The organism is Ruegeria pomeroyi DSS-3 (assembly GCF_000011965.2).
In the GTDB taxonomy this organism is placed as follows: Bacteria; Pseudomonadota; Alphaproteobacteria; order Rhodobacterales; family Rhodobacteraceae; genus Ruegeria_B; species Ruegeria_B pomeroyi.
Genome location: NC_003911.12, coordinates 1,497,125 through 1,516,512, shown reverse-complemented (window position 1 = coordinate 1,516,512; position 19,388 = coordinate 1,497,125). Strand labels below are relative to the sequence as shown.

Sequence of the window (19,388 nt, the reverse complement as noted above, 5' to 3'; positions counted from 1 at the left end):
ATGAACACATCACCGACCTGGGGCGTGGTGGCCACCGTCAAGGCGCCCGAACACGAGATCCTGCGCTTTGCCGCCTGGCACCTGGAACTGGGCGCGCATCGGCTGTTCCTCTATCTCGACGATCCCGATCCGGCGGTCTTTGCGCGGCTGAAGGCGCATCCGCGTATCCGGGTCTTTGCTTGCGACGACAGCTATTGGCAGCGGCGCAAACTGTCCCGCCCGGTCAAGCACCAGGCCCGCCAGACGATGAATGCCCGCCATGCCTATAACCGCGCCGATGTGGACTGGCTGGCCCATATCGACGTCGACGAATTCATCTGGTCTGAAACCCCGATCGCCGCTGTTCTGTCCGGCCTGCCCGATGACACGCTCTGCGCCCGGATGCGCCCGATCGAGGCATTGGCCGGAGGCGATGCGCTCTACAAGGCCTTCATCCCCGGCGGTCCGGCCCGCGACGGCATTGTGCGCCGCCTCTACCCGACCTTCGGCGCCTTTGTAAAAGGCGGCTTCATGAGCCATGTGGCCGGCAAGGTCTTTGCCCGCACCGGCATGGAGAAGGTCGATTTCCGCATCCACAACATCTTTCGCAACAAGGAAATGAACCCGCACCAGGTGGAACTGGACATGGTCGACCTGTGCCACCGGCACGGCGCCGACTGGGACCACTGGATCGCCGCCTATCGCTATCGCATCGCCCAAGGCTCCTATCGTCCCGACCTGGCCCCCAATGTCCCGCGCGAGGCCGGCGGGCTGAGCATGCACGAATTGCTGAGCGGTATCGAAGAAGAACAAGGCGAGGACGGCTTGCGCGCCTTTTTCGACGAGTTGAATGCCTGCGCCCCCGAAGGCCGGGCGCGGCTGAGGGCCGAGGGGATGCTGAAGCACCGCCCGCTTGACCTCGACGGGGCGATGCAAAAACAGTTTCCAAAATAGCGCATCATAGTTTCCAATCAGGAAACAAAAGTCACCAAATCCGCTGCTGCACGCGCACCATTTGACGCTGGCCTGGGATTTTGGTATGCCCCGCCCAGCCGTTACGCGAAAGACGCGCAATCAGGTCGCACGGACCCGGCGATACGACAGACGTGCGGGCCCGAATAGTGTCCGCAAACATCGGACACTCATGACAAAATTTTCTGAACTGAATCTCAACCCCAAAGTTCTCAAGGCCATTGAAGAGGCCGGCTATGAAACGCCGACTCCGATCCAGGCAGGCGCCATCCCGCCCGCGCTCGAAGGCCGAGACGTGCTGGGCATCGCCCAGACAGGCACCGGCAAGACCGCCAGTTTCACCCTGCCGATGATCACCCTTCTGGCCCGCGGCCGCGCCCGCGCACGGATGCCGCGCAGCCTGGTGCTGTGCCCGACGCGGGAACTGGCCGCCCAGGTGGCCGAGAATTTCGACACCTATACCAAGCACCTGAAACTGACCAAGGCGCTGCTCATTGGCGGTGTCAGCTTCAAGGAGCAGGATGCGCTGATCGACCGTGGTGTCGACGTGCTGATCGCCACCCCGGGCCGGCTGCTGGATCATTTCGAGCGCGGCAAGCTTCTGTTGACCGGCGTGCAGATCATGGTGGTGGACGAGGCCGACCGGATGCTCGACATGGGTTTCATCCCCGATATCGAGCGCATCTTCAGCCTGACGCCCTTTACCCGGCAGACCCTGTTCTTCTCGGCCACCATGGCGCCCGAGATCGAGCGGATCACCAACACCTTCCTCAGCGCGCCCGCGCGCATCGAGGTGGCCCGCCAGGCCACCGCGTCCGAGACCATCGAACAGGGCGTGGTGCTGTTCAAGGGCTCGCGCCGCGACCGCGAGGCCAGCGAGAAACGCGCCGTTCTGCGGGCGCTGATCGACGCCGAGGGCGAGAAATGCACCAACGCGATCATCTTCTGCAACCGCAAGACGGATGTGGATATCGTCGCGAAATCGCTGCAGAAATACGGCTATGACGCGGCGCCGATCCATGGCGATCTGGACCAGAGCCAGCGCACCCGTACGCTGGACGGCTTCCGCGAAGGCAAACTGCGCCTGCTGGTGGCCTCGGACGTGGCCGCGCGCGGGCTGGATGTGCCCTCGGTCAGCCATGTGTTCAACTTCGACGTCCCCGGCCACCCCGAGGATTACGTGCACCGGATCGGCCGCACCGGCCGCGCCGGCCGCGACGGCAAGGCGATCACGCTGTGCATCCCGCGCGACGAAAAGGCGCTCGATGCGATCGAGAAGCTGATCCAGAAGGATATCCCGCGATTGGAAAACCCGGCCCGGACCGAGGAAAAGCCCGAGGCGAAGCCCCGCCGCGAGGAGAAACCGGCCCGCGCCGACAAACCCGCCCGCAGCGACGCGGACAAGCGTGAACCCGTCAAACGCGAGGCGGACAAGCGCGACCCGGTCAAGCGTGAGGCGGACAAGCGCGACCGCAAGGGTGGCGAGCGCCGCGACCGCAAGGACGACCGCGGCGCCAGGGTGGTGGGCATGGGCGATCATCTGCCCAGCTTCATCGCCCTCAGCTTCGAGGAACGCCGCGCCAGCTGAGCCGGCACAGGGGGCGCTTCCCCCGTCCTGCGGACTCTCCCCAGCGGAATGAAGAGACCGGGGACGGCCCTGGCTTCTTTCTGGTCAGAAATACTCCGGAGCGCGAGGCAGAGCCTCGCAAAACACCGCCGCGCGGCACGCGCGGCCCGGCCCAACGCCGGACGGGGCTCTCGCAGAGAGCCCCGTCCGGGGGCGGGAGCGCCCCGCCCCGAGGTCAGATCGCCAGCACCAATGCCAGGATCGACAGGCCCAACAGCCCGATGCCCGCAATCTCGCGCGTGGTGATCTTTTCCCGGAAAAACAGGGTCGAGGCCATCAGGCTGAAGATCAGCTCCACCTGCCCCAGCGCCTTGACATAAGCCGCGTTCTGAAGCGTGAAGGCGAGGAACCAGCAGAAAGAGCCACCCAGGCTGGTCAGCCCGACAAAGGCGCCGGTGTTGCGTGTGGCCCAGACGGCGGCCAGCTGCGCCCGGTCGCGCCACCAGAGCCAGAGCGCCATCGACACCAGCTGGAACGACACCACCGCGGCCAGTGTCACCAGTGCCCGGAACCAGGGCGTGAGATCGCCCAGTTCCAGCGAGGCGGCCCGGTAGCTGACCGCCGAAAAGGCAAACAGCACGCCCGAACCCAGCCCCAGCTGCGAGGCACGGTTGGTCAGATGCCGCCACCAGGCGCCGCTGCCACCCGGTGTCTTCGACAACAGCAGCACCGCCACCAGCCCCAACAGGATGGCGCCAAGTGCGCCAAAGGAGACGCCCTCGCCCAGGATGACAAAGCCAACGATCGCGGTCTGGATCACCTCGGTCTTCTTGAAGGTGATGCCGACGGCAAAGTTGCGTTGCTTGAACAGCGCCACCACGCAGATCGTGGCAAGGATCTGGGCGGTGCCGCCGATGGCGACAAATATCCAGAAGCGCGCGCCCAGCGCCGGCAGGTCATAGCCGCCGGCGGTTGTGGCAATCAGCAGCCCCGCCAGCGCCAGCGGCGCGGAATAGAGAAAGCGGGCAAAGGTGGCGCCGGAGGCCGACAGTTTCACCGTCGCCAGCGATTTCTGCAACATGAAGCGCACGGTCTGAAACAGCGCGGCGGCGAGGGTGACGGGGATCCAGAGGCTCATCCGCCTCTTGTGGCCTCAAATCAGGGCTTTGGCCAGAGCGGATGCGGCACCGGATCCTTGGCGCGCCAGAAATAGCGGCGGAACACCTCGCCATAAGAACGATAGCTGTAACCCTCGTTACAGCCGAGGTACCGCTCCTTGCCCGCCCTGTAGAGCGCAGGCAGCGCATACCAGGGCGCGCCCGGGTTCATGTGATGCACCACGTGGTAATTGTTGTTGAGAAACAGAAAGGCCAGAAGCCCACGATCCTCGATCACCACGGTGCGGGCGCGCGATTTCTCATGCGCGCGATGTTCCAGAAAGGTGCGGATCTTGAGCAGGCCAAGCCCGATATAGGCCGAAAGCGCAAAGGCCCAGATGGGCATCGGCGACAGCGACACAACCCAGAGCACCCCGGCCATGCCCGGCAGGTGCAGCGCCCAGGCGAGCAGGATCGCGCGGTCGCCGCGCAGCGCGCCGCGCGCCTCGTCTCGCAGGAAACAGGCGGTTCCGATCAGCGGCCCCAGCACCATGCGCCCCGCCAGCGTATTGTTGAGCGCATAAAGGCGCCGCTGCCAGCCCGGCAGGCGCGACCAGATGGCAGGGTCAAGATAGTTGCTTTCGGGGTCGTCATAGGGGTCGGTCAGGTTTGCATCCAGATGATGGGCCAGATGCAGGTCGCGGAACCGGTTATAGGGGATGCACAGCGTCAGCGGCAGCGCCATCAGCGCCTCGTTCAGCCAGCGATAGCGGAACGGGTGGCCATGCAGCGCCTCATGTGTCAGCGAGGAATGCAGCGCCGCAACCAACCCCATCGCCGCAATGGCGAGCCAGAGCGACAGCCCGGCCAGCCCGAAGATCACCGCCAACCAGGCACCGTAACAGGCAAGGATCAGCGCAAAGGTGCCCCATTCGGCGCGTTCGGGCAGGCGCGGCTCAGACATGCCGGCCCCAGCGGATACCTGCCCAGACACGCTCGTAGACTAGGTACAGGGTAAAGCCCAGCGCCGTGTTCACCAGCGCCAGCGTGCCACCCAGCGCCGCCGATCCGGTCGCCGCCAACCCCACCAGCGTCATGGTCACCAGCCCCAGCAGGTTCCAGACCACCGCCTTGACCACTGATCTCTGCCGCGTGTCCATAAGCCCTCCATCATCATGCTCACAGGTTTGTTACCCAGCAGTGACGAAGGTGAGAATTCTGAATATGATTAACAAAACTCATCAGGTGTGATATTTGTCATCATATGTTGGATAGAATGGACAAACGCGACCGTGCTGCCCAGTTTCGCCAGAGACTGGCCCGCGCGATGGAGCTGCGCCAGGCCACGCAAAGCGCGCTGGCGCGCGCCGTGGGGGTGGACCGTTCGACCATTTCGCAACTGCTGACCGATAGCGGCGCGCGGCTGCCCAATGGCCATGTGGTGGGCGCCTGTGCCTCGGCGCTCGGAGTCTCGGCGGACTGGCTCCTGGGCCTGTCTGACCGGCCCGAAAGCGCCGCCGAACTGCTGGCCCTGTCGATGACCATGACCGAGGCCCCCCGGGCATTGGTCGACGAACGTATCTATGACTGGCATCGCGAGGCGGCGGGATACAAGATCCGCTATGTCCCCGCCGCCCTGCCCGACATGCTCAAGACCCGCGCGGTGCTGGAATGGGAATATGCGCCGCATCTGGGCCGCACGGCCGATCAGGCCATCGGCGCATCCGAGGACAGGCTGGCCTGGATGCGCAGCGCGCAATCGGATTACGAGATCGCCATGCCCCTGTTCGAGCTGGAAAGCTTTGCCCATGGCGCGGGCTATTACCGTGGCCTCGACCCGGCGGTGCGGCGCGAACAGATCGACCATCTGCTGGCGCTCTGCGAACAGCTCTATCCGCGGCTGCGCATCTATCTCTACGATGCCAAGCGGCTCTATTCGGCGCCGATGACGATCTTTGGCCCGCTGCTCTGCGTGTTCTACGCAGGCAGCCATTACATGGCGTTCCGCGACCGTGACCGGATCGAGATCTTCACCCGCCAGTTCGACACGCTGGTGCGCGAGGCAGACCTGACCGCGCGGCATCTGCCGACCCATCTGCAGCAGCTGCGAGAGGCGGTTCCCGGCTGATTGCGCGCATGCGGTCTGCCCCAGGGGCGGCTTTGTGCTATACTGGTTGTCCGACGCAGTTCGAATCCACAGACGGAGGAGCCCCGAATGGACACCATCCGAACCGCAGAATACGCCCGCGCGCTTTATGCCGCACATGGCGACAAGGCCGAGGCCGAAGCGGCTCAGAAGGAACAGCACAGCAAGGCGCTGGGCAACCGGGATGAGGCGCAGAGCTGGCAGGCAGTGCGCCGCGCCATCCGCCAGATGCGCGGCGCCAACCAGAGCTGAAACGCACCCCAAAGGCGCAGCGCGACGGCAACACGATTTCGTCGAAATCGTGCAGACAAGGTTTTTGAAAAACCTTGTCCCCGTCCCGCCCTGAGGATCCGACAGATCAGACCTTGGGGTCGGGGTTCACCGTGTGGCCGTCGACCGCGATCACCTGCCCCGACACTAGCCGCGCCGCGTCAGATCCAAGGAACACCGCCATATTGGCGATATCCGCCGCCTCGACAAAGCGGCCCATTGAGGTGCCTGAGGCATAACCCGCATAGACCTGATCGCGGCTCATGCCCTTGGCCGCGGCCTCGCGCGCCAGCACGCCTTCCATCCGCGGGCCTTCGACCGAGCCGGGACAGATCACGTTGCAGCGGATCCCGTGCGGGCCAAGCTCCATCGCCAGCGTCTTGGCCAGCCCGATCACGCCCCATTTCGCCGCCGCATAGGGCGCGCGATAAGGAAAGCCATACTGCCCCGCGGTTGAAGAGGTGATGACAATGCTGCCTGCGCCCTGCCGTTTCAGCATCGGCGCGGCGTATCTGGCGCACAGAAACGCACCGTCGAGATTGACCGAAACACAGGCGCGCCAGCCCTCAAGCGGCATGTCCTCGACCAGCGCGGTCGGCCCGGCAATCCCGGCATTGGAACAGAGCGTATCGAGCCCGCCCCATGCCTCTTCGATCTCACCGAACCAGGCCGCAACCGAGGCCTCGTCGGCCACATCCACAACACTCTGCCGCCAGTGGCCGGGACAGGCGGCAAGCGCCGCCCTGTCCACATCCGCGATCCAGACCCGCGCCCCCGCCACGTCAAAGGCCTCGGCCATGGCGCAGCCGATGCCCCCGGCACCAGCGGTGATCAGAACGCGCGCGCTCATGCCGGTTTCCGGATCGCGCTGCCCGCGCCCTCGGGGTAGGACAGGCCTGCCTGCGCCTCGGCGATGCGGGCCATGGCGGCCTCGATTTCGGGCGAAGGCGCACAGGGTTTGCGGGTTTCCAGGCTCACATGCAGAAGGAAGCTTTCGCCGGTGGCCAAGAGCTTGTCGCCCTCGTACATGCGATGGAAAAGGTGCAGCTTCTTGCCCTGCCCCAGCAGCATCTGGGTTTCGACCCGGATCCGCGCGCCCGCATGGGCCTCATCCAGATGGCGGATATGGGTCTCGGCGGTGAAATAGCTGCCGCCTGCGGCGATATAGTCAGCATCGCAACCGATGATCTCCATGAACCGGTCGGTGGAATTGGCAAACGCCTCCAGGTATTTCGACTCGGTCATATGGCCGTTGTAATCGGTCCAGTCGAGCGGCACCGCGCGCGACAAGGTCAGGATCGGCTGGGTCAGGTCGGCAGTATCCAGATCGGGCAGCGCCTTGGGCTTCAGCGCCGCGTCATGCTTGTTCAGCACCGCGCCCGCGCCCCAGTTCTGCGCCTTGAGCGCCCGCATCATGCCGACAAGGTTGTTGTCGCGGATACGCTCCAGTTCGCGGATCGTGTGATGACCCGATTGCGCATCCGACTGGCCCGCGATCAGGTCGACCAGCTCATCGGTGAATTCGGGCACATCCATCAGCTTGGTCCAGGGCCAGCTGAGGCAGGGGCCGAACTGCGCCATGAAATGCTTCATGCCCGCCTCGCCGCCCGCCACGCGATAGGTCTCGAACAGGCCCATCTGCGCCCAGCGGATGCCGAACCCCATGCGGATCGCCTCGTCGATCTCTTCGGTGGTGGCGATGCCGTCCTTGACCAGCCAGAGCGCCTCGCGCCAGACGGCTTCGAGAAAGCGGTCGGCGATATGGGCGTCGATCTCCTTGCGCACATGCAGCGGGAACTGACCCAGTCCGCGCATGATCTCCTTGGCGCGCTCGATCATCTCGGGGCTGTTTTCCGGCGTCGTCACCAGTTCGATCAGCGGCAGCAGGTAGACCGGGTTGAACGGGTGCGTCACCACGATCTGACCGGGGCGCAGCGCCCCCTCCTGCAATTCCGATGGCTTGAAGCCAGAGGTCGAGGACCCCAGGATCGCGCCCGGATCGCAGGCTTCCTGGATCGAGCGATAGACTTTCAGTTTCAGGTCCAGACGCTCTGGCACGCTCTCCTGAATCCACGCGGCCCCTGTGACCGCCTCCCCCAGATCGGCGTGAAAGCTCAGCTTGCCCTCGGGCGGCAGCGGCATGTCGCTGAGACCGGGCAGCGAGCGGCGGGCATTGGCCAGCACCTCGCCGATCTTGCGCTCGGCCTCGGGGTCGGGGTCGAACACCCGAACATCCCAGCCGTTGAGCAGAAAGCGCGCGGCCCAGCCGCCGCCGATCACGCCGCCACCGATGATTGCAGCCGTTGTCATTCCCGATTTTCCTTGTCGCTACCCGGCTCTTCATTTCGCCGGAAATACTCCGGGGGTCCGGGGGCAGCGCCCCCAGCCTCTCCGCAAAAGACTTACTTCGCCACTGGCGCGCGTTTCACCAGCCCCAGCTTTTCGCGCACTTCCTGCGGGCCGATCACCCGCGCGCCCATGTTCGACACGATCCCTGCGGCCCGTTCGACCAGTTGCCAGTTCTCGGCCAGCACGCCCTTGTCGAGCCACAGGTTATCCTCGAGCCCGACCCGCACGTTGCCCCCCGCCAGCACCGATGCCGCCGCATAGGCCATCTGATTGCGCCCCAGCGCAAAGGCGCTGAAGGTCCAGTCATCGGGCACGTTGTTGACCATCGCCATGAAGGTATTGAGGTCATCGGGCGCGCCCCACGGTACCCCCATGCAGAGTTGGACCAGCGCCGGGCCCTCCAGCACGCCATCCTTGACCAGCTGCTTGGCATACCACAGGTGGCCGGTGTCAAACGCCTCGATCTCGGGCTTGACGCCCAGTTCGGTCATCATCCGGCCCATGGCGGTCAGCATGCCGGGCGTGTTGGTCATCACGTAATCGGCCTCGGCAAAGTTCATCGTGCCGCAGTCGAGCGTGCAGATCTCGGGCAAGCACTCGGCCACATGCGCCACCCGTTCCGAGGCGCCGACCATGTCGGTGCCCTGCGCCCGCAACGGCAGCGGGTTTTCGACATCGCCAAAGATCATGTCGCCGCCCATGCCGGCGGTCAGGTTCAGCACCACATCGACCTCGGCGTCGCGGATGCGTTCGGTCACCTCGCGATAGAGGTCCAGCCGCCGCGAGGGCGCCCCCGTCTCGGGGTCGCGCACATGGCAATGCACCACCGCCGCCCCGGCCTTGGCCGCCGCAATCGCGCTCTCGGCGATCTGTTTGGGGCTGCGCGGCACATGCGGGCTGCGATCCTGGGTGCCGCCCGAGCCGGTGACGGCGCAGGTGATGAAGACCTCGCGGTTCATTTCCAGAGGCATGTCGGTTTTCCCTTGTTTTTACCGGCTTCTCCCCTGGGATTTCCCCAGATTTGTCCCCGGATTCCGATTTGCGTTGCGTTCGACTCTGGCGCAGCCTTGCGGCGACCACTTGCCAGAATGCGAATCGAACTTGATAAAATCCGCAAAAAACATTCTCCAGCCGGAACACCGCGCGCTGAAATGCGCGCTGCTGGTGCTGGACGATTGCAACACGCTCAGCTTTGCCGCCGCGGTGGACCCGATGCGCGCCGCCAACCGGCTCGCCGACCGCCACGCGTTCGACTGGGACTATGTCACCGCCACCGACGCGCCCGCGCGGCTCACCTGCGGGCTGATGGTGCCGGGTCTGCCGCTGGCGCGGCTCGAGGGCTGCGACCTCTTGATCGTGGTGGCGGGCTTCCAGCTGGCGCGCCACGCCACGCCCAGCCTGCTGGCCGGGCTGCGCCGGATCGCGGCGGGCGGCGCCACGCTGGCCGGGATCGACGGCGGCCCGTGGCTCTTGGCCGAGGCCGGGCTGCTCGACGGTCACGCCGCCACCACCCATTGGGAGGATCTGGACAATTTCGCCAGCCGGTTCCCGGCGATCGACGTGCGCCATGACCGCTTTGCCGTCTCGGGCAACCGGCTGACCTCGGGCGGGGCGATGCCCGCCATCGAGATGATGCTGCATATCATCGCCGCGCGCCACGGCGCGGGCTTTGCCGCACGGGTGGCGGGGCTGTTCCTTTACGAGGGCGCACCCCAGCCCGGCACCCCGCAGCGCCGCACCGGCGCGCCGCACCGCCACAACAAGCTGACCGCGCGGGCCAACGCGCTGATGGAGGCGGCGCTGGACGAGCCGCTGTCGCTGGCCGAGATCGCCGAGACGCTGGGCACCAGCCCGCGCACCCTGCAACAGCAGTTCCGCCTGAGGCTGGGGACCACGCCGCAGGACCATTACCTGCAACTGCGCCTGGCCGAGGCGCGGCGGCTGGTGACCGACACCGACATGCCGCTGATGGAGGTGGCGCAGGCCACCGGCTTTACTTCGCAATCAAGCTTTGCCCGCGCCTTTCGCACCCAGAACGGTCAATCCGCCCGCGACCTGCGGCAGGCCCGAACCCAGCCCGCGGCATCCTGATCTTCATTCCGCGGCAAATACTCCGGGGGAGCCTACAAAATTCGACGAATTTTGTAGGCCGGGGGCAGCGCCCCCGCCCCGCTCAATAGGGCATCGGATGCGCCTTGTGGGCGCGCGCGATCTCGTCCAGCACCTCATCCGATAGGGTCAGATCGGCGCCGGCCAGCACATGATCGAGCTGCGCCAGAGTGGTGGCCCCAAAGATCGCCGACATCATGAATGGCCGGGTCTGGCACCAGGCCAGCGCCATATGCACCGGGTCGATCCCGTGCCGTTGGGCAATGTCCAGATAGGCCGCGACCGCGTCGAACACCCGCTCGGATTTGCGCCCGCCCATCTCGGGCACCAGCGACATGCGCGATCCCTCGGGTACCGCGCCGCGCTGATACTTGCCGGTCAGAAACCCCGCCGCGAGGGGTGAAAAGGCCATCAGCCCCACATCCTCGTTCACGCTCAGCTCGGCCATGTCGGTGTCGTAAAGGCGGCAGAGCAGCGAATACTCGTTCTGCATCGAGGCGACACGCGGGCCCTGCCCGGACTCGGCCAGCCGCAGCCATTGCGCGGTGCCCCAGGCGCTTTCGTTCGAGAGGCCAAAGGCGCGGATGGTGCCGCGATCGACCTCGCGCTGCAGCGCCTCGAGGCAATCGGCCATGTTCTCCAGCACCGCGCCTGTATCCTGCCCCGACGGGTCATAGCGCCAGTTCTGCCGGAACATGTAGCTGCCGCGATTGGGCCAATGGAACTGGTAGAGGTCGATATGATCGGTTCCCAGCCGCTTCAGCGAGCCCTCGACCGCCCCGGCGATGGTCTGACCCGAAATCGGCGCGCCATCGCGGAAATGTGCCATGCCCGCGCCGGAATGCTTGGTCGCAAGTACATAGTCGCCGCGCCGGGCCGGGTTCGCCCGGTTCCAGCTGCCGATGATCTCTTCGCTGCGGCCCACGGTCTCCTTGCTGACCGGGTTCACCGGATACATCTCGGCAGTGTCGACAAAGGTGATCCCGGCTGCCAGGGCGCGGTCGATTTGGGCATGGCTGTCGGCTTCGCTCGTCTGGCTGCCAAAGGTCATGGTGCCCAGGCACAGCGCGCTCACCTCGATGCCGGTGCGGCCCAGCGGTCTCGTTTTCATGTCTCGGCTCCCTCTTGTCCGGGCCAGACCCTAGCGGAGGGACACGCGGCGGCAACCCCTCTTGAGCTTTGTCGCCATTTGCGTCAGCCTGAACGGCAACCGGAGGGGCAGACAATGGCGCAGAAGATCACAAAGGGAATCAAGACCTTGCTGGCAGAGGCAAATGCGCAGGTCGCAACCCTGCCAGTGGCCGAGGCCAAGGCGCTCTATGACGATCCCGATCATGTGTTTGTCGATCTGCGCGATATTCGCGAAGTGCAGCGCAGCGGCATGATCCCGGGCGCCTTCTCCTGCCCGCGCGGGATGCTGGAATTCTGGATCGACCCCGACAGCCCCTATCACAAACCCGTCTTCGACCAGGACAAGACCTATGTGTTCTACTGCGCCAGCGCCTGGCGTTCGGCGCTGGCGGCCCAGGCCGCGCAGGAGATGGGCCTTACCCCGGTGATGCATCTCGAGGGCGGCTTCAGCGCATGGGTGAAACAGGATGGTCCCGTCGCCGAAAAGACCTGAGCGCACCGCAGCGACCCAAAGTGTAGAAAGACACTTTGTCCCAAGCGCCTGATCCAGGCGCTTGCACAGGATTTTCCAAAATCCTGTGGACAAGGATTTCAGGAAATCCTTGTTCCCGCTCCTGCCGCATGCGGGCGCTTGTTGTCTGGCGGGCCTGCATCGCTTAGAGATCGGTGCAAGACTGTTCCAAAGGGAGACCCCACCCATGTCCGATACGCCCAACTACGGGTTCGACACGCTGCAGATCCACGCCGGTGCCCGGCCCGACCCGGCCACCGGTGCGCGGCAGACGCCGATCTATCAGACCACGGCCTATGTGTTCCGCGACGCCGATCACGCCGCCGCGCTCTTCAACCTGCAAGAGGTGGGCTATATCTATTCCCGCCTGACCAACCCCACCGTGGCCGTGTTGCAGGAGCGTATCGCCACGCTTGAGGGCGGCGTCGGCGCGGTCTGCTGCTCCTCGGGGCACGCGGCACAGATCATGGCGCTATTCCCGCTGATGGGACCGGGCTGTAACGTGGTCGCCTCGACCCGGCTTTATGGCGGCACCGTCACCCAGTTCAGTCAGACCATCAAACGCTTTGGCTGGTCGGCCAAGTTCGTCGATTTCGACGATCTCGACGCGCTGCGCGAGGCCATCGACGACAATACCCGCGCGGTGTTCGGCGAATCCATCGCCAATCCGGGCGGCTATGTGACCGATATCCGCGCGGTGGCCGATGTGGCCGATGCCGCCGGTGTGCCGCTGATCATCGACAACACCAGCGCCACCCCTTATCTGTGCCGCCCGTTCGAACAGGGCGCCTCGCTGGTGGTGCATTCCACCACCAAATACCTGACCGGCAACGGTACCGTCACCGGCGGCTGCGTGGTCGACTCGGGCCGCTTCGACTGGTCGGCCAGCGACAAGTTCCCCTCGCTCAGCGCGCCGGAACCGGCCTATCACGGGCTCAAGTTCCACGAGACCTTCGGGCCGCTTGCCTATACGTTCCATGGCATTGCCATCGGCCTGCGTGACCTCGGGATGACGATGAACCCGCAGGCCGCCCATTACACGCTGATGGGGATCGAAACGCTGAGCCTGCGCATGCAGCGCCATGTCGAGAACGCGAAACAGGTCGCAGCCTGGCTCGAGGCCGATCCGCGCGTCGATTATGTCACCTATGCGGGCCTGCCCTCCTCGCCCTATGCCGAGCGGGCAGAGCGCTGCTATCCCAAGGGCGCTGGCGGGCTCTTCACCTTTGCGGTCAAGGGCGGCTACGAGGCCTGCGTCAAGCTGGTCAACGCGCTCGAGATCTTCAGCCATGTGGCCAACCTGGGCGACGCACGCTCGCTGATCATCCACTCGGCCTCGACCACCCATCGCCAGCTGACACCCGAGCAGCAGGAAGCGGCGGGCGCCGGGCCCAATGTGGTGCGCGTCTCGATCGGGATCGAGGATGCCGACGACCTGATCGCCGATCTGGATCAGGCGCTGACCAAGGCCACCGCCTGATCGGAACCGGGGCGGCCCTCAGGGGCCGCCCTTTTCACTCCAGCCGCAGCCGCGCCAGCGCGTAGATCAGCAGCGCCAGACAGCACAGGCCCGCCAGCAGGAAGGGCGCGCGCAATGCCATCTCGCGGCTCATCTGCTGTTCGGCCAGCACCACCAGGGCGCCGCCCGCCAGCGCGCCCAGCGGCATCGATCCCCAGCCGAAGAAGCGATAGATGCTGTTGACCCGGCCCAGCATGGCGGGCGGAATACGGCGTTGGCGCCAGGACACGGTGATCACGTTCCACAGCATCGCCGCCGCCATGATCGCCGTCAGCGCCAGACCCATCACCCAGCCGCTGTTCGACAGGCCGATGCTGGCATAGCCCGCGCCCCAGACCGCGATCGACAGGAACAGGCAGGCTTGCGTGCCGATCAACCGCATCGCGCGCGGCGCCAGCAGGCTGCCGCAGATCGCGCCCACCGCCCCCGCCGACAGCACCATGCCATAATGCGCGGCACCAAGACCCAGTACCTCCTGCGCGAACAGGACCTGCACCGTGATCGTGGCCATGGCAATGAAATTGGCCAGCCCCAGCACCACCGCCAGCCGCAACAACAGCGCGTCGCCGCGCATGAAGGCGATCCCCTCGGCCAGTGCCTGGGCAAACCGCGCGCGGCTGGGTACCTGCGGCGGCAGCGAGATCAGCCAGACCAAACCGGCGGCCAGCACCAGCACCGCCACATCCAGGCCAAAGGGTACCGCGATTCCGGCCGAGATCAGCACGCCCGCCAGCGGCGGGCCGATGAACTGGCCGGTCAACTGCTCGGTGCTCCAGAGCTGGCCATTGGCGGCCTCCAGATCGTCGGGATCGACCAGCGCGGGCAAGATGGTCTGGGCGGCATTGTCGCGCAGCACCTCGGCCGAGCCCAAGAGAAAGGCCAGCCCCGCCAGCGCCCAGATCGCGCCCGGCGCGGGATCGCCCAAGGCCAAAAGCAGGATCGCCAGCACGATGCCCGCCCGCATCAGATCGGCCCGCGCGATCAGCTTGCGCCGGTCGCTGCGGTCGATGATCACCCCGGCAGGCAGGGCAAACAGCAGCCAGGGCAGCCGCGCCGCCGCCGCCACGGCGGCAATCGCCACCGCATCGCGCGTCATCAGCGCCGCCAGCCAGGGCACCGCCAGCACCAGCACCCCGTCACCCAGGTTGGTAAGCGCGCCGGCGGTGAAGAGCAGGCGGAAGTTGCGATTTCGGATTACCAGCGGTGCGGCCATCTCTGTCTCCCGGTCAGGTCCGGGTCAGAGTGGCGCCGCCGCGCCGGGAGGTCAATGCGGGGTCGATGCGGGCGGCACACCGCCCGCAGCCTGGATCATTGCCGGATCTCGAACACCATGGTGACGCTGCCGCTCAGCCCGATCTCGCCACCGGCGACCGGCACATCCATGGATTCGGCCATCGCCGCCATGCGCATCATCGGGCGCGGCTGCGGGTCATGAGGCAGTTCCGAGATCGACACCACCCGGCCCAGCTTGACGCCGGCCGCCTCGGCCAGTTGCCGGGCGCGGTCCTGGGCATCGGCAACCGCCTTGGCCCGGGCCAGATCGCGCAGCGGCTTGGGCTCCTTCACCCCGAATTCCAGCCCGTTGAACGTATTGGCCCCGTCGCTGACCACCGCGTCCAGAATGCCGCCCAGCGCTGCCAGGTCACGCACCCGCACCGTCACCCGGTTCGAGGCCTGAAAGCCGGTGATCTTCGGCGGCTCGCTGCTGGAGGCACGATTGGACCAGAGCGGGGACAGCGACAGATCGTTGGTCTGCATGTCGCGTACATCGACCCCCATTTCACCCAAACGGTCAAAGATCTGCTGCACCGCCTCGGATGTCGCCAGCAGCGCCGCGCGCGCCTCCTGGGACTCGTGGGTGACGCCCAGGGTGATCACCGCCATGTCGGGCACGGTCTCGATCGTGCCCGAGCCGGTCACCGTGATATGTCCGGGTTGTTCATCCGCGCGCGCCAGCCCGACCGCGGCAAAAAGCAAGGCGGCCACCAGAAAAATCAATATTCTCATTTATGTTCTCCTGCTATCCTCACCCGCAAAGATGGGGTGGCGGCATGTCGCGCGGCAAGGGGAAAGCCGGTGTTTTTCTTTCCCTCGGCAATTCTCTGCTTTAATGTCCCGTCGTGGTGCGCCCCGGCGGGCGCTCCGAGCCATTCAGGAACGGTTAGTCTGGTCACATGAAACCCGCCTTTGCGCTGTCGCTTTCCTTCGAGGGGATCACGCTCCTGCATCGTGCCGCCGGTGGCTGGCGGCAGGTGGGGGCGGTGGCGCTGGATGCGCCCGATCTGGCGGCGGCGCTGCGCAAGCTGCGCCAGGACGCGCTGCGGCTGGAACCCGATATCCGCTGCAAGCTGATCCTGCCCAACGAACAAATCCGCTATCTGACCGTCGAGACCGGACCGTTCAAGGGCGAGGCTCGCCACGCCCTGATCGAAAAGGAGGTCGGCACCGCCACCCCCTATGCGCTGGAGGAACTGGCCTATGACACCTCGCCCGATGGCGAGTTGACCCATGTGGCCGCGGTTGCGCGCGAAACCCTGAACGAGGCCGAGGCCTTTGCCACCGAACACGGGTTCAACCCGGTCAGCTTCGTGGCCGCGCCCGGCGACAACCCGTTCCTGGGAGAACCCTTTTTCGGGCCAAGCAGCACCACCGCCGAAAGCACCGGCGCCGAGGCGGTCGAACCGGACGGAATCGCCGTGGTGGTGATCGGCCCGGCGGTGTTCCCCGACACCGAGCCGCCCGCCGCCCCCGCCGCACCACCGGTCAGCTTCTCCAGCCGCAGGACCAAGGCGACCGGGGAGATGTCCGAGGACGACCCCGCGCCCGCGCCGCCGCCTGTCGCGCCAGCGGTAACGGAAGAACCGGACGTGCCGGCGCCTGTCGCCGAGGCACCGGAGGCGCCTGAACCCGAAGCGGCGGTTCAAGCTGCCGTCGCGTCGGAATTCGCTTCGCGCCGCACCCTTGCGCCGGACGCACCGCGCCCGATCCTCGACGAAATGCCGGTTACCGCCTTCGCAGCGGCCGAGCGTCCCCAGCAGGTGCCCCGGACCGAGGCGGACCGGCTGACCATCTTCGGCGCCCGCAGCGGCGGTATCGGTGGCAAGCCGCGCTATCTGGGCGTGATGCTGACCGTGGGTCTGCTGCTGTTTCTCGCCGCAGTCGCCGCCTTTGCCTCGCTGTTTTCTCCGGGTGGGCTGACCGGGCTGTTCCGCGACCCCGATCCGCTGGCCGAACCGCCCGCGGCCGCTGTCGAGGCCCCCGCCCCCACGCCCGAGACGGCGCCCGAGCAGGTCGCCCCGCCAACCCCGGCCTCAATCGACGAGGACCCCGAAGATCTGGTGGCGCCGCAGGATGTGCCCGAACTGCCCGGCCTCAGCGGCACCGACAGCGCCGTGCTCGAGGCGCTGCGCACCGACCCGCAACAGGTCGAGGATCTGGATTACGAACCCGAACCCAGCGGCACCCAGGCCACCGAACTGGCGCTGTCCGAGGCACCGGAGCCGCCCGAGGTTCCCGGTCTGATCGGGCTCAACGACCTGTTTGTCGCCTCGATCGACCGTACCGACCTGTTCCAGGACGCGGTCGCCCTGCCCCCGGTCGCCGGGTTCGACACCGATGCCGCCCCCGATGGCAGCGCGCCCTCCTCCACCCCCGGCCAAAGCTTCGATCTGGACACGCGCGGGCTGGTCGAGGCAAGCCCCGAGGGCACGCTCAACCCCGATGGGGTGCTGGTCTATGCCGGACGCCCGGTCAAGGTGCCGCCCGCGCCGCCGGTTCGTTTCGAGGCGCCCCCCGAGGTGGATGTGGCCCAGGAACGCCTGGCCAGCGTGCGCCCCAAACTGCGCCCCGGCGATCTGGTGGAACAATCCGAACGCTCGCAATTCGGCGGCCGCTCTCTCAGCGAACTGGCCGGCCTGCGGCCCAAGGCGCGCCCCGTGTCGCTGCAGGAACAACTGGCCGAGCAGCAGGAAGCCGACCCTGAAGAGGCCGGCACCGTCAGCCCGCTGGCGGTGGCCAGCGCCCGCAAGCCGCGCCTGCGCCCCGAGAAGCTGGCGGCCGCCGCAGCCGCTGCGGCGGCGAGCAGTCAAGGCAATCTCGGCTCGACCGCCGGGCTGAACCGCAGCGCCGATGCCGATGACAGCGGCAGTTTCACCGCCGCCACGGTCAAGCCCAAGGCCCCCTCGCCCACCTCGGTTGCGCGTCAGGCCACGCTCGACAATGCGATCAACCTGCGCGACCTCAACCTGATCGGCGTCTACGGCACCCCGGCCAACCGGCGTGCGCTGGTCCGCCTGCCCTCGGGCCGCTACAAGAAGGTCAAGGTCGGCGACAGTATCGACGGTGGCCGCATCACCGCCATCGGCGACAGCGAGCTGCGCTATCAGAAAGGCTCGCGCAATCTGACGCTGAAGATCCCCAGCGGCTGACGAAAAAGGGCGGCGCCTGCCGGCCCCGCCCTTCATTTCGCCTCAAATACTCCGGGGAGAGAGGACAAAATTCGTCGAATTTTGTCATCGGGGGGCAGAGCCCCCCTCTTTGCGGCCTCACTCGGCGGCTTCGATCTCGCCGCTTTCGATCTGCTCGCGTTCGATGCTTTCGAACAGCGCCTTGAAGTTGCCCTCGCCAAAGCCGTCGTCACCCTTGCGCTGGATGAATTCGAAGAAGATCGGGCCGATCACGGTCTTCGAGAAGATCTGCAGCAGGATCCTGGTCTCGCCGCCATCCACCACGCCTTCGCCGTCGATCAGGATGCCGTGTTCCATCATCCGGTCCTTGGGCTCGTCATGGCCGGAAACCCGGTCATAGGACATGTCGTAATAGGCCTCGTTGGGACCGGGCATGAATTTCAGGCCCTTGGCCGCGATCGCATCCACCGAGTCGTAAATGTCGTCGGTGCCCACGGCGATATGCTGGATGCCTTCGCCATTGTATTTCTTCAGATAGGCGACGATCTGGCCGGTCTCGCCGCGATCCTCGTTGATCGGGATGCGGATGCGTCCGCAGGGCGAGGTCAGCGCGCGGCTGAACAGCCCGGTGAACTTGCCCTGGATGTCAAAGAAGCGAATTTCGCGGAAGTTGAACAGGTCACCATAGAACTTGAACCACTTGTCCATGTTGCCCTTGTAGACATTGTGGGTCAGGTGATCGAGGTAGAAGAACCCGTCGCCGCGCGGCTTGGACTGCTTGAGCCACTCGAATTCGGTGTTGTAGGGCGAGGTGTCGTAATACTGGTCGACGAAATACAGCAGCGAGCCGCCGATCCCCTTGATCGCGGGCACGTCCATCGTCTTGTCGTCGCCCTCATAGGGTTCGGCGCCCATCTTCACCGCGTGATCAAAGGCCGCCTGCGCATCCACCACGCGCCAGCCCATCGAGGGGGCGCAGGGGCCGTGCAGCTCGATGAATTTCTCGGCAAAGCTGCCTTTTTCGGCGTTCAGGATATAGGTGACATCGCCCTGCTGCCACAGCTCGATCCCGGGCTTGTCCTTGTGGCGGGCCACCATGTCGAACCCCATCCGCGCAAACAGGTCGCGCAGCACCTGCGGCTCGGGGTGGGCGAATTCGACAAATTCGAACCCGTCAGTGCCGGCGGGGTTCTCGGGCGTGATTTCGGATTTCGGGGCGTTATGCGGGAAAGGACCCATGGCGCGTCTCCTGATGTGGCGAAACATTTGCTGAGTCGAGAATACGCCTTCAGTCACGCCGATTTTGCGCATTATTTTTGAGCTGATCTGGTT

The 19,388-nt window shown here is 65.9% G+C and carries 18 protein-coding genes; 8 read left to right on the top strand and 10 right to left on the bottom strand.

All coding sequences use genetic code 11. The features are described 5' to 3' along the window. Both SPO_RS07360 and SPO_RS07355 read left to right on the top strand, forming a co-directional pair. On the top strand, positions 1–933 hold the full coding sequence (locus tag SPO_RS07360; RefSeq protein ID WP_044028084.1) for a glycosyltransferase family 2 protein: 933 nt from the start codon (positions 1–3) through the stop codon (positions 931–933). A gap of 190 nt (positions 934–1,123) precedes the next feature. Further along, entirely contained in the window at positions 1,124–2,539 is a 1,416-nt protein-coding gene (locus SPO_RS07355) for a DEAD/DEAH box helicase (RefSeq protein ID WP_011047180.1), read from the top strand. Between the two features lie 214 nt (positions 2,540–2,753). Here SPO_RS07355 and SPO_RS07350 read toward each other — a convergent pair whose 3' ends face one another. Genes SPO_RS07350 through SPO_RS07340 form a run of 3 tightly spaced genes read right to left on the bottom strand, consistent with a single transcriptional unit; the run spans position 2,754 to position 4,775 of the window. Then, positions 2,754–3,656: an EamA family transporter gene (locus SPO_RS07350; protein WP_011047179.1), complete on the bottom strand. Its 903-nt coding sequence runs from the start codon at positions 3,654–3,656 to the stop codon at positions 2,754–2,756. 20 nt (positions 3,657–3,676) lie between these two features. Next, positions 3,677–4,579: a fatty acid desaturase gene (locus SPO_RS07345; protein WP_011047178.1), complete on the bottom strand. Its 903-nt coding sequence runs from the start codon at positions 4,577–4,579 to the stop codon at positions 3,677–3,679. Then, complete coding sequence (locus tag SPO_RS07340; protein WP_011047177.1) at positions 4,572–4,775, bottom strand: DUF2061 domain-containing protein; 204 nt, start codon at positions 4,773–4,775, stop codon at positions 4,572–4,574. Before SPO_RS07340 ends, SPO_RS07345 begins: the two co-directional genes overlap by 8 nt. Positions 4,776–4,879: 104 nt before the next feature. Between SPO_RS07340 and SPO_RS07335 the strand changes: the two genes are divergently transcribed. Next, the gene (locus SPO_RS07335) at positions 4,880–5,743 is read left to right on the top strand and encodes a helix-turn-helix domain-containing protein (protein ID WP_044028081.1); all 864 of its coding nucleotides are present in this window, start codon (positions 4,880–4,882) and stop codon (positions 5,741–5,743) included. An 87-nt stretch (positions 5,744–5,830) separates the two neighbouring features. Then, the gene (locus SPO_RS07330; RefSeq protein WP_044028080.1) at positions 5,831–6,013 is read left to right on the top strand and encodes a hypothetical protein; all 183 of its coding nucleotides are present in this window, start codon (positions 5,831–5,833) and stop codon (positions 6,011–6,013) included. A 106-nt stretch (positions 6,014–6,119) separates the two neighbouring features. On the opposite strand, the gene SPO_RS07325 is transcribed toward SPO_RS07330, so the two are convergent. The 3 genes from SPO_RS07325 to SPO_RS07315 all read right to left on the bottom strand — a co-directional run bounded on the left by SPO_RS07325 (position 6,120) and on the right by SPO_RS07315 (position 9,351). After that, positions 6,120–6,881, bottom strand: a complete 762-nt coding sequence (locus SPO_RS07325; protein ID WP_011047174.1) for an SDR family oxidoreductase — start codon at positions 6,879–6,881, stop codon at positions 6,120–6,122. After that, on the bottom strand, positions 6,878–8,341 hold the full coding sequence (locus SPO_RS07320) for a carnitine 3-dehydrogenase (protein ID WP_011047173.1): 1,464 nt from the start codon (positions 8,339–8,341) through the stop codon (positions 6,878–6,880). Before SPO_RS07320 ends, SPO_RS07325 begins: the two co-directional genes overlap by 4 nt. A gap of 92 nt (positions 8,342–8,433) precedes the next feature. Next, a complete protein-coding gene (locus SPO_RS07315) occupies positions 8,434–9,351 on the bottom strand; it encodes a 3-keto-5-aminohexanoate cleavage protein (RefSeq protein ID WP_044028078.1) in 918 nt (305 codons plus the stop codon). A gap of 133 nt (positions 9,352–9,484) precedes the next feature. On the opposite strand from SPO_RS07315, the gene SPO_RS07310 reads away from it, so the two are divergent. Then, entirely contained in the window at positions 9,485–10,471 is a 987-nt protein-coding gene (locus SPO_RS07310) for a GlxA family transcriptional regulator (protein ID WP_044029132.1), read from the top strand. A gap of 82 nt (positions 10,472–10,553) precedes the next feature. Here SPO_RS07310 and SPO_RS07305 read toward each other — a convergent pair whose 3' ends face one another. After that, positions 10,554–11,600: an aldo/keto reductase gene (locus SPO_RS07305; protein ID WP_011047170.1), complete on the bottom strand. Its 1,047-nt coding sequence runs from the start codon at positions 11,598–11,600 to the stop codon at positions 10,554–10,556. 114 nt (positions 11,601–11,714) lie between these two features. On the opposite strand from SPO_RS07305, the gene SPO_RS07300 reads away from it, so the two are divergent. After that, the gene (locus SPO_RS07300) at positions 11,715–12,113 is read left to right on the top strand and encodes a rhodanese-like domain-containing protein (protein WP_011047169.1); all 399 of its coding nucleotides are present in this window, start codon (positions 11,715–11,717) and stop codon (positions 12,111–12,113) included. A gap of 205 nt (positions 12,114–12,318) precedes the next feature. Next, positions 12,319–13,611, top strand: coding sequence for an O-acetylhomoserine aminocarboxypropyltransferase/cysteine synthase family protein (locus tag SPO_RS07295; RefSeq protein WP_011047168.1), 1,293 nt, complete (start codon positions 12,319–12,321; stop codon positions 13,609–13,611). 34 nt (positions 13,612–13,645) lie between these two features. On the opposite strand, the gene SPO_RS07290 is transcribed toward SPO_RS07295, so the two are convergent. After that, positions 13,646–14,863 carry an MFS transporter gene (locus tag SPO_RS07290; protein WP_011047167.1) on the bottom strand — a complete coding sequence of 406 codons (1,218 nt, stop codon included), beginning with the start codon at positions 14,861–14,863 and terminating at the stop codon, positions 13,646–13,648. A gap of 95 nt (positions 14,864–14,958) precedes the next feature. Next, positions 14,959–15,657: an SIMPL domain-containing protein gene (locus tag SPO_RS07285; protein ID WP_011047166.1), complete on the bottom strand. Its 699-nt coding sequence runs from the start codon at positions 15,655–15,657 to the stop codon at positions 14,959–14,961. 167 nt (positions 15,658–15,824) lie between these two features. Between SPO_RS07285 and SPO_RS07280 the strand changes: the two genes are divergently transcribed. Continuing rightward, on the top strand, positions 15,825–18,077 hold the full coding sequence (locus tag SPO_RS07280; RefSeq protein ID WP_011047164.1) for a hypothetical protein: 2,253 nt from the start codon (positions 15,825–15,827) through the stop codon (positions 18,075–18,077). 117 nt (positions 18,078–18,194) lie between these two features. On the opposite strand, the gene hppD is transcribed toward SPO_RS07280, so the two are convergent. Next, on the bottom strand, positions 18,195–19,295 hold the full coding sequence (hppD, locus tag SPO_RS07275) for a 4-hydroxyphenylpyruvate dioxygenase (protein ID WP_011047163.1): 1,101 nt from the start codon (positions 19,293–19,295) through the stop codon (positions 18,195–18,197). Positions 19,296–19,388 lie beyond the last annotated feature (93 nt).

What these genes read in the sequence shown, in the direction of transcription:
- SPO_RS07350 (WP_011047179.1), bottom strand. Translation starts at nt 3,656, where the DNA reads ATGAGCCTCTGGATCCCCGTCACCCTCGCCGCCGCGCTGTTTCAGACC.
- SPO_RS07355 (WP_011047180.1), top strand. Translation starts at nt 1,124, where the DNA reads ATGACAAAATTTTCTGAACTGAATCTCAACCCCAAAGTTCTCAAGGCC.
- SPO_RS07325 (WP_011047174.1), bottom strand. Translation starts at nt 6,881, where the DNA reads ATGAGCGCGCGCGTTCTGATCACCGCTGGTGCCGGGGGCATCGGCTGC.
- hppD (WP_011047163.1), bottom strand. Translation starts at nt 19,295, where the DNA reads ATGGGTCCTTTCCCGCATAACGCCCCGAAATCCGAAATCACGCCCGAG.
- SPO_RS07295 (WP_011047168.1), top strand. Translation starts at nt 12,319, where the DNA reads ATGTCCGATACGCCCAACTACGGGTTCGACACGCTGCAGATCCACGCC.
- SPO_RS07340 (WP_011047177.1), bottom strand. Translation starts at nt 4,775, where the DNA reads ATGGACACGCGGCAGAGATCAGTGGTCAAGGCGGTGGTCTGGAACCTG.
- SPO_RS07305 (WP_011047170.1), bottom strand. Translation starts at nt 11,600, where the DNA reads ATGAAAACGAGACCGCTGGGCCGCACCGGCATCGAGGTGAGCGCGCTG.
- SPO_RS07280 (WP_011047164.1), top strand. Translation starts at nt 15,825, where the DNA reads ATGAAACCCGCCTTTGCGCTGTCGCTTTCCTTCGAGGGGATCACGCTC.
- SPO_RS07330 (WP_044028080.1), top strand. Translation starts at nt 5,831, where the DNA reads ATGGACACCATCCGAACCGCAGAATACGCCCGCGCGCTTTATGCCGCA.
- SPO_RS07345 (WP_011047178.1), bottom strand. Translation starts at nt 4,579, where the DNA reads ATGTCTGAGCCGCGCCTGCCCGAACGCGCCGAATGGGGCACCTTTGCG.
- SPO_RS07285 (WP_011047166.1), bottom strand. Translation starts at nt 15,657, where the DNA reads ATGAGAATATTGATTTTTCTGGTGGCCGCCTTGCTTTTTGCCGCGGTC.
- SPO_RS07290 (WP_011047167.1), bottom strand. Translation starts at nt 14,863, where the DNA reads ATGGCCGCACCGCTGGTAATCCGAAATCGCAACTTCCGCCTGCTCTTC.
- SPO_RS07335 (WP_044028081.1), top strand. Translation starts at nt 4,880, where the DNA reads ATGTTGGATAGAATGGACAAACGCGACCGTGCTGCCCAGTTTCGCCAG.
- SPO_RS07300 (WP_011047169.1), top strand. Translation starts at nt 11,715, where the DNA reads ATGGCGCAGAAGATCACAAAGGGAATCAAGACCTTGCTGGCAGAGGCA.
- SPO_RS07320 (WP_011047173.1), bottom strand. Translation starts at nt 8,341, where the DNA reads ATGACAACGGCTGCAATCATCGGTGGCGGCGTGATCGGCGGCGGCTGG.
- SPO_RS07315 (WP_044028078.1), bottom strand. Translation starts at nt 9,351, where the DNA reads ATGCCTCTGGAAATGAACCGCGAGGTCTTCATCACCTGCGCCGTCACC.
- SPO_RS07360 (WP_044028084.1), top strand. Translation starts at nt 1, where the DNA reads ATGAACACATCACCGACCTGGGGCGTGGTGGCCACCGTCAAGGCGCCC.